At 64.1% G+C, this 11,565-nt stretch carries 10 protein-coding genes; 2 read left to right on the top strand and 8 right to left on the bottom strand.

From position 1 onward, the window contains the following. Positions 1 to 56 precede the first annotated feature (56 nt). From der to guaB, 8 genes are all read right to left on the bottom strand, one after another. Complete coding sequence (der, locus tag HRU92_RS19590; RefSeq protein WP_127754345.1) at positions 57 to 1,508, bottom strand: ribosome biogenesis GTPase Der; 1,452 nt, start codon at positions 1,506 to 1,508, stop codon at positions 57 to 59. Between the two features lie 39 nt (positions 1,509 to 1,547). Continuing rightward, complete coding sequence (locus HRU92_RS19585) at positions 1,548 to 2,435, bottom strand: tetratricopeptide repeat protein (RefSeq protein WP_172125372.1); 888 nt, start codon at positions 2,433 to 2,435, stop codon at positions 1,548 to 1,550. Positions 2,436 to 2,531: 96 nt separating this feature from the next. Then, a complete protein-coding gene (gene guaA / locus HRU92_RS19580) occupies positions 2,532 to 4,103 on the bottom strand; it encodes a glutamine-hydrolyzing GMP synthase (protein WP_172125499.1) in 1,572 nt (523 codons plus the stop codon). A 56-nt stretch (positions 4,104 to 4,159) separates the two neighbouring features. Then, positions 4,160 to 4,648: a TspO/MBR family protein gene (locus tag HRU92_RS19575; RefSeq protein WP_172125374.1), complete on the bottom strand. Its 489-nt coding sequence runs from the start codon at positions 4,646 to 4,648 to the stop codon at positions 4,160 to 4,162. Positions 4,649 to 4,705: 57 nt separating this feature from the next. Continuing rightward, positions 4,706 to 5,989 carry an RsmB/NOP family class I SAM-dependent RNA methyltransferase gene (locus HRU92_RS19570; protein WP_172125376.1) on the bottom strand — a complete coding sequence of 428 codons (1,284 nt, stop codon included), beginning with the start codon at positions 5,987 to 5,989 and terminating at the stop codon, positions 4,706 to 4,708. 7 nt (positions 5,990 to 5,996) lie between these two features. Then, the gene (locus HRU92_RS19565; RefSeq protein ID WP_173089031.1) at positions 5,997 to 6,422 is read right to left on the bottom strand and encodes an MAPEG family protein; all 426 of its coding nucleotides are present in this window, start codon (positions 6,420 to 6,422) and stop codon (positions 5,997 to 5,999) included. Between the two features lie 41 nt (positions 6,423 to 6,463). After that, positions 6,464 to 6,808 carry a DUF3140 domain-containing protein gene (locus HRU92_RS19560; protein WP_172125380.1) on the bottom strand — a complete coding sequence of 115 codons (345 nt, stop codon included), beginning with the start codon at positions 6,806 to 6,808 and terminating at the stop codon, positions 6,464 to 6,466. A gap of 68 nt (positions 6,809 to 6,876) precedes the next feature. Beyond that, positions 6,877 to 8,379 carry an IMP dehydrogenase gene (guaB, locus tag HRU92_RS19555; protein WP_127754352.1) on the bottom strand — a complete coding sequence of 501 codons (1,503 nt, stop codon included), beginning with the start codon at positions 8,377 to 8,379 and terminating at the stop codon, positions 6,877 to 6,879. A gap of 153 nt (positions 8,380 to 8,532) precedes the next feature. Here guaB and HRU92_RS19550 point away from each other — a divergent pair, with 153 nt between their 5' ends. Together HRU92_RS19550 and HRU92_RS19545 are read left to right on the top strand one after the other, a co-directional pair. Beyond that, positions 8,533 to 10,092, top strand: a complete 1,560-nt coding sequence (locus HRU92_RS19550; protein WP_282567801.1) for an MFS transporter — start codon at positions 8,533 to 8,535, stop codon at positions 10,090 to 10,092. Positions 10,093 to 10,127: 35 nt separating this feature from the next. After that, on the top strand, positions 10,128 to 11,513 hold the full coding sequence (locus HRU92_RS19545; RefSeq protein WP_173089029.1) for an MFS transporter: 1,386 nt from the start codon (positions 10,128 to 10,130) through the stop codon (positions 11,511 to 11,513). Positions 11,514 to 11,565: the final 52 nt, after the last annotated feature.

Below are 11,565 nucleotides of genomic sequence, written 5' to 3'. Positions count from 1 at the left end.
TTATGAGGCAAAGCGAGCCGAAGCACCATGGGGTGTTGATGCTTCGTCCGGTTTGGCTAGCCTAGCCGGCGCTTGCTAGGATCGTTATAGGGGTTATTGCTGCCCGAACGCACCCAGAGCCGAATGGGCGTGCCTTTGATATCAAAGGCTTCGCGCATCCCGTTGACCAGGTAGCGCTGATACGCAGTCGGCAAGGCATCGGGGCGCGAGGCAAACAGGATAAAGCTGGGCGGCCGCGTCTTGGCCTGCGTCATATAGCGCAGCTTGAGGCGGCGGCCCGAAACGGCCGGCGGCGGATGCCCCTCAACCATTCCCGCGAGCCAGCGGTTGAGGCGCGCGGTGGAAACATGGGAGTTCCAGGCCCGCTCGATGGTGAAAATCGCGTCCATCAGCTTGTCGATATTGCGCCCGGTCAGCCCCGAAAGGGTGACCAGGGGAATGCCGCGCAGCTGCGGCAAGAGCCGGTCGCAGGCCTCGCGCAGCGCCGATAGGGTGGCGTTCTTGTCCTCGATCAGATCCCATTTGTTGAGCGCGATCACCATGGCGCGCCCTTCGCGCTCCACCAGGTCGGCCAGCGCCAGATCCTGCTTTTCGAACGGGATCGTGGCGTCGAGCATCAGCACGACGACTTCGGCATACTGGATGGAGCGTAGGCTATCGCCGACAGCGAGCTTTTCGAGCTTTTCCTGCACGCGCGAGCGGCGGCGGATGCCGGCGGTATCGACGAGATTGATGGTGCGCCCTTCCCATTCCCAGGGCACGAGAATGGAGTCGCGGGTGATCCCGGCTTCCGGGCCCACCAGCACGCGATCTTCCCCGACCATGCGGTTGATGAGGGTGGACTTGCCGGCATTGGGGCGGCCGACAATCGCGACATTGAGATAGCGGCGCGGGTTCCAGCGCAGCGTGGCTTCGTCGCCCTCGCCTTCGAGCATGTCCGGGGTGATGTCGATATCGACCTCGGGCATGGCATCGAGATCGGCAATGGCTTCGGCCTGCTGCTTCTCGGCAGCGGCATCGATGGCCTGCCCGACGATGGAATAAAGCTCGGAGAGCCCCAGTCCATGCTCGGCCGAAAGCGCGATGGGTTCGCCAAAGCCGAGCTTGAAGGCTTCCACGAGCCCCGCTTCCGCAGCCTTGCTTTCAGCCTTGTTGCCCACGAGATGGACGGTCTTGCCGGCCTTGCGCAGCACCTGGGCAAAACGCTGGTCGAGCGGCACGACGCCGGCCCTCGCATCGATCATGAAAAGGATCACATCGGCTTCGGCAATGGCCAGCTCGGTCTGCTGGCGCATGCGGTCTTCCAGCGAGCCGTCGGTGACATCCTCATAGCCCGCGGTGTCGAGCACGCGAAAGGTGAGATCGGCGATATGGCCTTCGGCTTCGCGCCGGTCGCGGGTGACGCCGGGCGTATCGTCGACCAGCGCGATCTTGCGGCCGACCAGGCGGTTGAACAGGGTCGACTTGCCGACATTGGGACGACCGACAATGGCTACGGTGACGGTCATGGCATGGCTTTCTGGTGGGCGGGGCGCAAGGCTCCGCCGCTATTCAAGGACAGGATCGGTGGTTGGGGTGGCCGGAGCCGGAGCCGCGGGAGCCGTAGCTGCAGGCGCGCCCGTGGCCGGGGCCGCCGGGGCAACAGCTTCTGGCGCAGCGGGTGCCGCAGCCTCGGGTGCCGGTGCCTCAGCTGCCGGCTCGACGGGCGCGGCCTCGTCCACGACGACGGTTTCGCTCGATTGCAGCGTAGCTTCGCTGTCGGGGATCGGTTCGGGCGCAATCACGCCTTCCGACACCATCTGGCCGAGATAATAGCCCATGCGCTGGCGCGTGGTGTTCTGCGTCAGGGGATCGTTGAGCACCGATTCAAAGCTGGCCTGGGCGGCGGCAAAGTCGCCGGCCTTGTATTGCGCCAGCCCCATGGCTTCGCGCGCCGCATTGCGCAGCGGATTGCCTTCGGTGGCGATGGTTTCAACGCGCGTCTGCACATCGGCAAGCGTGCCGTTATCCACCAGCAGCGTGCCGGCAAACACTAGCGCCAGTTCGCGCAGGCGCGGATTGGACTGGGTATTGGCCAGTTCGTCGTAAACGGCTACGGCCTCGGCCGCCTTGCCTTCCTTGGCCAGCAGCCCCGCCTTGCGGAACTGCGCCAGCACCGGATAGCCGCCCGACCCATCGGCGATCAGGCGGTCGAGCTCGGTTTGGGCCGCGGCAAGGTCGCCTCCGTCGGCGAGGTCAAAAGCGGCATAAAGCTCGTCCGAGGACTGGGCCGCATTGCTCGACTGATACCAGGACCACCCTTCGTTGATCGCAACGATCAGCACCACGCCAACGGCTGCACCCAGGATATAGGGCGCAAAGCGGCGCCAGAACGCGCGCATGCGATCAGAGCGCAGTTCCTCGTCGACTTCGCGAAAGATGTTGTCCTGGGACATGGGCGGCCTGACGTCGTTGGAGAAGTGCGGGGAGCATTACCATGGGTCCCCGCGATTGCAAACGGAATGGGCTTGAGTGGGCGACCGGCCGGCCGCTCACTCCCACTCGATCGTGCCGGGGGGCTTGGAGGTCACGTCATAGACCACCCGGTTGATGCCGCGCACTTCATTGATGATGCGGGTGGCTGTGCGCCCGAGGAAGTTCATGTCGAACTGGTAGAAATCCGCGGTCATGCCGTCCACCGACGTCACCGCGCGCAGCGCACACACGAACTCATAGGTGCGCCCATCGCCCATCACGCCCACGGTCTGGACCGGCAGCAGCACGGCAAAGGCCTGCCAGATCTTGTCGTATTGGCCCGACTTGCGGATCTCATCGAGATAGATGGCGTCCGCCTTGCGCAGGATATCGAGCTTTTCGGGCGTGATGCCACCCGGGCAGCGGATGGCCAGGCCCGGGCCGGGGAAGGGGTGGCGGCCGATAAAGCTTTCGGGCAAGCCAAGCTCGCGACCGAGCACGCGCACTTCGTCCTTGAACAATTCGCGCAAGGGCTCGACGAGCTTCATGTTCATGCGCTCGGGCAAGCCGCCCACATTGTGGTGCGACTTGATGGTCACCGAAGGTCCGCCGGTGAACGACACGCTTTCGATCACGTCGGGATAGAGCGTGCCCTGGGCGAGGAACTCGGCGCCGCCGAGCTTTTCGGCTTCCGCCTCGAAGGTCTCGATAAACAGGCGCCCGATGATCTTGCGCTTGGTTTCGGGATCGACCTGCCCGGTCAGCTCGCGCAGGAACAGCTCGGAGGCATCCACATGCACGAGCGGGATATTGTAGTGGTCGCGGAAAAGGCTGACGACCTGCTCGCTCTCGTTGAGCCGCATCAGGCCGTGATCCACATAAATGCAGGTCAGCTGATCGCCGATCGCTTCGTGGATGAGGACGGCCGCCACCGAGGAATCAACGCCGCCCGAAAGGCCGCAGATTACCCGGCCGGTGCCGACCTGGGCGCGGATGCGCTCGATCATCTTGTCGCGGTAGGCCGCCATGGTCCAGCTGGACGCCACGCCGCACACTTCATGCACGAAATTGGCAAAGAGCTTGGACCCGTCAGGGGTGTGCACCACTTCGGGGTGGAACTGGGTGGCCCAGATGCGCCGGCTTTCATCGGCGATCATGGCAAAGGGCGCGCCGGGCGAAGTGGCCACGATCTCAAAGCCGGGCGGGATGGTGACGACGCGGTCGCCATGGCTCATCCAGACCTGGTGCTCGGTGCCAACTTCCCAGACGCCGGTGGTGAGGGCCGAGTGCTTTTGCACGGTCAGCTCGGCGCGGCCGAATTCGCGGTGATGGCCCGCTTCCACCGTGCCGCCCAGCGCCATGCACAAGGCTTGCTGGCCATAGCAGATGCCAAGAATCGGCACGCCGGCCTCGAGCAGTGAGGGATCAATGGTGGGAGCGTTCTCGTCCAGCGTCGAAGCGGGGCTGCCCGACAGCACAATGCCGCGCGGCTTGAGCTTCGCGGCGGCCTGGGCCGCGTGCTGGAAGGGATGGATTTCGCAATAAACCCCGGTTTCGCGGATACGGCGCGCAATCAACTGGGTGACTTGCGAACCGAAGTCCACAATCAGGATTGCGTCGGTCTCGGGATCTTTCTGGGGGTGCTGCATGGCGAGCATTTACCGGCACAAAGAGCTAAGTGCAAGCCTCGCGGATGCATGCCTGCCTAGTTCAAAAGTGCAATCGAAAGATTGAGGGCGCTGGCAAAGCTCACCCACAGCAAATAGGGCAGGAACAGCCAGCTGGCGAGCTTGTCGAGCGGGCGCGCCATCAGCATGAAGCCGATGATCGCCAGCCACATGAGAACGATCACCACAAAGGCCGGCCACAAGAGGTGCGCGCCGAACCAGACCGGCGACCAGGCGAAATTGAGCACCATCTGCGCCCACCACAGCTTCATGGCGGTGCTGCTTGGATCGACCGTAAAGATGCGCCAGCCGGCAATGCCGATCAGCACGTAAAGCGTCGACCAGACCGGGCCGAACACCCAGCTGGGCGGATTAAAGAACGGCTTTTCGAGATTGTCGTACCATTCCCCGCCCCCGCCGGTGAACACCCCGATCAGCGAGCCGATCCCCAGCACCCCGACCACAAAGACAGCGAGAAGCAGCCAGGAGCGCGGGGTGCGATGATCGGCGGTGGAGACGCTGGACATTGGGCTCTCGCGGTTGGACAGAGGTCCCCCGCTGAACGCCGTGGCGCCCGCTCGGTTTCACCGCCGCAGGATGTGGCAGTAAAAGCCGTCCGTGCCGGTCAGGCGCGGGGTCAGGGCAATGCCGCCCGCCGCGGTTGCAACGCCATCGGGAAGCGCTGTGCCGAAAGCGGCGCTCCAGAGCTCGGCGGGCGGCACCGAAACAAGGCCCGGCTGTTCGGCCCGCAGCGCCACGATCTGGTCGTCGTTTTCTTCCGGCAGGATCGAGCAGGTGATGTAAACGAGCGTTCCACCCGGCTTGAGGAAGGCGAGGCCGTCGCGCAACAGCGCCGACTGTTCGCCCATGCGGGTCGCGAGGAGTTCTGGCGAGAGCTTCCATTTGGTGTCGGGGCGCCGCCGCCAAGTGCCCGTGCCGGTGCAAGGGGCGTCGATGACGACGCGGTCCATCTTGCCCAAAAGGTCATCGAGGGCGCCCTCATGGGGGGCGCGCACCTGCACATTGCGCGCGCCATTGCGCTTGAGGCGATCATAAATGGGCGCCAAACGGTTGCGATCGCTGTCATAGGCAAAGATCTGGCCCTTGTTGCCCATAGCTGCCGCCAAGGCGAGGGTCTTGCCCCCGGCCCCGGCGCAGAGATCGAGCACCTGTTCGCCGGGCTGTGCATTGGCGAGGGCCGAGACGATCTGGCTGCCCTGGTCCTGCACCTCGAACCAGCCCTTGAGATAGCCCTCGTCGGTGGTGACATTGGGCGTGCGCGCATCGCGAGGCCCGGCCGGCATGGTCACACCCTGGGGCGCAATGGCGGTAGGCTGCGGATTGAAGCGCGCAAGGGACTTGAGCACCCGCTCGCGGCTGGATTTGAGCGTATTGACGCGCAGATCAAGCGACGGACGACTGGCCATGGCAGCCCCTTCGGCTACCCAGTCGGCACCAAAGGCCCGCTCGAGCGAGGGCGCCAGCCATTCCGACAGATCGGCGCGCACCGGAGCGGGCGCCCCCTCGAGGCTGCCGGCGGCACGGGCGATCTCGTCCTCGCTCAGCGGCTCGGGGGCATGATTGTCGCCCGCAAAAGCCGCGTTGAGCGCCTGCGGGTCCTCCTGCCAGTCGCGCAGGGCGACGGCAAGCACCAAGGCGCGCGGGGAATCGCTGCCCATCAGGAAAGCATGCGAAGCGCGGTGGCGCAGCGCGTCATAAACGAGATTACCGATAGCGGCGCGATCACCGGCGCCAGCGAAACGATTGGCCAGTCCCCAGGCCTTGAGCGCTTCGGAAACGGGGCGCTTGCGCGTTTCCACCTCGGACAGAACGGCAATTGCAGCGGCAAGGCGGCCGGGAAGGCGCATGGGCAACTCAGGCTAACAGAATGCGGAAAAACAGCACTAGCCAGAAGATGGCCAGCACCGCAAGGCCAAGGCCGTAGGCGGCAAAACGCTGCTGCACATTGTTGGTAGTCACGTGAATGGCGGCGTGAACGTAGCGCGAGGCCACGAAGAAGGCGGCCAGCAGCACTTCGATGAGGTTCGGCACCCCAGCCCAGAGCGCCAGTAGCGCGCCAATGTAAAACAGCACCGGCAGCTGAAACTGGTTGTCGAAATTGTTCGACAGCAGTCGCGCCCGCAGCGGATAGGCGGTTCTTTCCACCGCAATATCGGCGACCTTGATCTCGCCCGACAAGACGCGTGGCACCCGCTCGCGCCCCATCAGCACAAGGATGACCAGGGTCAGCAGCACCTGGGCGGCGATGGCGAGCACAAGGAGCTTGGCATTGAGCGGCATGAGGCAAGCCCCCGGTGAGACAGCGAGAATGTGACGGAGGGTTAGTCGTTCAGCGGGTCATGGCCCCAGTTCATCAGCGAAAAGCGCCAGGGCGTTTCGCTGATGTCCCCGCTCGGGCGCTGCGCCAGGTGGCGATGCACATAGCCCACCACCTTGCGCATATGCTGGTAGTCGTCATCGGTCAGCTCGGCCTTGGGCTTCCGCTTGATCTCGATGATGCGCTGGCCCGATTGGTGGCCCACCGATTCTTCGCCTTCGTCGCGATCCTTGGGCCAGCCGAACTTCTGGCTGTGCTCGGAGGCCAGCCATTTGTTGAGCTCGGCGGGCGCCATGTTGACCGCCGCGTTGAAATCCTTGCGGATCGCGTCCTTCTCCGCCTCGTCCATGCCAGCCAATCCCCCGGAGTTTGTGCCCGGGGGTAACGGGTGCGGCAGGGCGGCGTTCCGTCAGCGCCTTAGCGGGCGCTGCGATAGTTGGGGGCTTCGCGGGTGATGGTCACATCATGCACATGGCTTTCGCTGAGCGCCGCGCCCGAAATCTTGACGAACACCGAATTGTTGCGGAAGTCCTCGAGATTATGGGCGCCGGTATAGCCCATGGCGGCGCGCAGGCCCCCTGCGAGCTGATGCAGCACGGCGCCGGCCGAACCCTTATAGGGCACCTGCCCCTCGATACCCTCGGGCACGAGCTTCATCTGGTCGCGCACATCCTGCTGGAAATAGCGGTCGGCCGAGCCCGAACCCATGGCCCCCACCGAGCCCATGCCGCGATAGGATTTATAGGAGCGGCCTTGATAGAGATAAACCTCGCCCGGGCTCTCATCGGTGCCGGCGAGCAGCGAGCCCACCATCACGCAGGAGGCGCCGCCGGCCAAGGCCTTGGCCATGTCGCCCGAGAACTTGATGCCGCCATCGGCGATCACGGGAACACCGTGCTTGGCGCCCTCTTCAGCGCAGGCCATCACAGCGGCCAACTGCGGCACGCCGACGCCTGCAACGATGCGGGTGGTGCAGATCGACCCGGGGCCGATGCCCACCTTGACCGCATCGGCGCCCGCATCGATCAGCGCGCGGGTGGCTTCGGCGGTGGCGACATTGCCGGCCATGATGCGGGTGGAATTGCTTTCACGTTTGACGCGCTCGACGGCTTCGGCAACCCGCACCGAGTGACCATGGGCGGTGTCGATGACGAGGAGGTCCACCCCTGCTTCGATCAGCGCCAGCGAACGCTCGAAGCCCGCATCCCCGACGGTGGAAGCCGCCGCGACCCGCAGGCGCCCCTGGGCGTCCTTGACCGCGTTGGGATTAAGCTGGGCTTTTTCGATGTCCTTGACGGTGATGAGCCCGGTGCAGCGCCCTTCACTGTCGACCACCAGCAGCTTTTCGATGCGGTGCTTGTGCAGCAGCACCTTGGCCTCGTCCTTGCTGACGCCATCGCGCACGGTGATGAGGTTTTCATGCGTCATCAGCTCGGCAATGCGCTGGGCTGGATTGGAAGCAAAGCGCACATCGCGGTTGGTGAGGATGCCGACAAGCTTGCCGGTCATGCGCCCGCCCTTGCCGCCATTTTCCACCACGGGAATGCCCGAAATGCGGTTGGTCTGCATCAGCGAGAGCGCATCGGCCAGGGTCGCATCAGGGCCGATGGTGATGGGGTTGACCACCATGCCCGATTCAAAACTCTTGACCTGACGCACCTGCTCGGCCTGCTCGGCCGGGGTGAGATTTTTGTGGATCACGCCCATGCCCCCGGCCTGCGCCATGGCAATGGCCATGGCGCTTTCGGTGACCGTATCCATGGCCGAGGACAGGATGGGCAGGTTGAGCGCGATGTCGCGCGTCACATAGGTGGCGATGTCGGTTTCGCCGGGCAGCACATCGGAGCGTGCCGGCTGCAGCAGCACGTCATCAAAGGTGAGGGCGGAATCGCCGGTAATGGTGGTGATGATCTTTGCCAATGCCAATAACTTTCCGGTGGTCTGAGGGGGATCAGAGCTTTGGGGGTGTGAACGGGGCGAGCGGGGCGCCGGGTTCAGGTTGGCGAGGGTCTCTAGCACCCCCCGATTGCGCTGCATAGGGGGGCGGGCGCGCAGCGGGGGTGCCGGCTTTGCATGACGCGCATGCCCATGGCGAGCGCCGCCAATACAGCGCGGCAAGAGCAAGCATTCATCAATTGGTCGATCAACACTTGTTTGCGCTTTCCAGTGCCGCCGCTGGCGACCATACTGGCATTGGCTGCTGCGTCGGCCCTTCTTTTGCTTTGCCCCGGTTTTCCCTTGATCCGCGTTACACCCCTCATCCTGGCGGTCGCCCTGTTCATGGAACAGATGGACTCCACGGTGATCGCCACCTCGCTGCCCGCCATTGCGGTGAACATCGGCACCGAGCCGGTGGCGCTGAAACTGGCGCTGACCAGCTATTTTGTCGCGCTGGCGATCTTCATTCCGGTCAGCGGCTGGATGGCGGACCGCTTCGGCGCCAAGAACATTTTCCGCATCGCCATTTTCGTGTTCATGCTGGGCTCGCTCGCCTGCTCGTTTTCCTATTCGCTCGAGACCTTCGTGATCTCGCGCTTCTTTCAGGGCATCGGCTCCTCGATGATGACCCCGGTTGGACGCCTGCTGCTGGTGCGTTCGACCCCGCGCAACGAACTCGTTGCCGCCATGGCCTGGCTCACCGTGCCCGGGCTGATCGGACCGCTCACCGGCCCGCTGATCGGGGGGTTCCTCACCACCTATCTCAGCTGGCACTGGATCTTTTGGATCAATATCCCCATCGGCATTGCCGGCATTCTGCTCGCCGGGCGGTACCTCAAGGTCAAGGACGAGCGCAATTCGCGCCCCATCGACGCCGTCGGCTTTTTGCTCGCCAGCATCGCCTTTTCCGGCACCGTGTTTGGCCTCTCGGTGATCAGCCTGCCCGCCCTGCCCCTGATCTATGGCTATCTCACCATTGCCGTCGGGGTCGTCGCCGGCATTTTCTATCTGCTCCATGCTCAGCGCACCAAATATCCGCTGCTCGACCCGCGCATGTTCCGCCAGCGCCTGTTCCGCTCCTCCATCATCGGCGGCTCGATCTACCGCATCGGCATAGGCGCCGTGCCGTTCCTCTTGCCCCTGATGCTGCAGCTCGGCTTCGGACTTAACCCCTTCCAGTCAGGCGCCATCACCTTTGTGTCCGCAATCGGCGCCATCATGAGCAAGTTCATCGCCGAACGCGTTTTTGCCTGGTTCGGCTTTCCCCATGTGCTGGCCGTCGCCGGCATCATCGGCGGCGTGCTGATCGCGGTGCAGGGCACCTTCACGACCACCACCTGGGTGCCCCTGATCATGGCCGTGCTGCTGGTCGGGGGCGTCTTGCGCTCGATGTTCTTTACCGGCTCCAACGCGCTGGGCTACGCCGATATCAGCGACGAGGATGCCAGCCAGGCCACCGCAATCGTTGCTGTAGCCCAGCAACTGAGCATCGCCTTTGGCGTTGCGGTGGCAGGGGCGGTGCTGGAAATCAGCACCCGCACCCATGGCGGGGAACTGTCCCTCGCCGACTTCCAGATCGCGTTTTTCGTTGTTGGTTGCGTCAGCGCCCTTGCCGGCCTCGTTTATCTTCGCCTCCCCGCGGAAGCGGGCAACAATGTCTCGGGCTACAAGGCCCTAGTTGCCACAAAGGAGTGAGTGGGGGGCTGCCGCCCCTTGGCTCGAACACAGATTTGTCCCGCATCACGCCCCTGATCCTCGCCACCGCCTTGTTCATGGAAAACATGGACGCCACGGTGATCTCGACATCGCTCAATGCCATTGCCAGCGATATCGGCACCGACCCGATCTCGCTCAAGCTGGCGCTGACGGCCTATCTCGTGGCGCTTGCGATCTTTATCCCCATCAGCTCCTGGATGGCCGACCGGTTTGGCGCCCGTACCGTGTTTCGCTGGGCCATGGGCGTCTTCGTGCTGGGCTCGCTCGCCTGCGCCTTTGCCAATTCGCTGGAAACCTTTGTCGGCGCCCGCTTCCTTCAGGGCATGGGCGGCGCGATGATGACGCCCGTAGCGCGCCTTGTGCTGGTGCGCTCCACCGCCCGGCACGACCTGGTCGCGGCCATGGCGTGGCTGACCATCCCCGGTCTCATCGGGCCCGTCGTGGGCCCCCCGTTTGGCGGTTTTCTCACCACCTATCTGTCCTGGCACTGGATCTTCCTGATCAATGTGCCGATCGGCATGGTCGGCATCGCTCTCGTCAGCAAGTTCCTGCCCGAAATGGAGCGGATCGAACCGGGCATGATGGATTTCAAGGGCTTCATCCTGGCTGGCAGCGCCTTTGCCCTCTTTGTTTTTGGCACCTCGGTGATCAGCCTGCCCGCCCTGCCGCCCCTGTTTGGCGTGATCGCGACAGTGCTGGGCATTGTGCTCGGCCTGCTTTACGTCCGCTACGCGCTGGCCACCCCCAAGCCCCTGTTTGATCTGCGGCTGCTGCGCTTCCCGTTTTTCCGCAGCGCCGTCGTGGCCGGCTCGTTTTTCCGCCTGGGCCAGGGCGCGATCCCGTTCCTCTTTCCCTTGATGCTGCAGCTCAGCTTTGGCATGTCGCCCTTTGAGTCAGGGATGGTCACCTTCGCTGGTGCCGTCGGTGCCATCATCGCCAAATTCGTCGCCAACCAGATCTTTGCCACGATGGGGTTCCGCAACGCCCTTGTGGTCGCGACGGCCGTGTCGGCGCTGGGGCTCGTCGCCATGGGGCTTTATACCCCCCAAACGCCCCTGCCCCTGATCATCGCCATTCTCGTTGTGGTGGGCTTTTGGCAATCCATCTTCTGGACCGGCAGCAATGCCTTTGTGTTTTCCGACATCAACGACAAGGACGCCGGCCAGGCCAATGTGATCAGCCAGGTCAATGTACAGCTGACCATCGCCCTTGGCGTGGCGCTGGGAGGTGGCATTCTCGAAGCCAGCAATGCCCTGCGGGGGGGCGAGTTGATCCTCGCCGATTTCCACCTGGCGTTTTTCGTTTTGGCGGGCATGTGCCTGATCTCGACGGCGCTCTTCATGCGCCTGCCCGGCAATGCCGGCCACCAGCTGACGCGCCCGGCCCCGGCGGCCGAGTAAGAGGGGGCGAGGAACTCCGGCACAGCCCACCCGTTGCTGGCAGGATCAATCC

Origin of the sequence: Devosia sp. 1635, assembly GCF_013185955.1 — a bacterium.
Taxonomy (GTDB): Bacteria; Pseudomonadota; Alphaproteobacteria; order Rhizobiales; family Devosiaceae; genus Devosia.
This window is presented reverse-complemented; position numbering and strand designations above follow the sequence as displayed.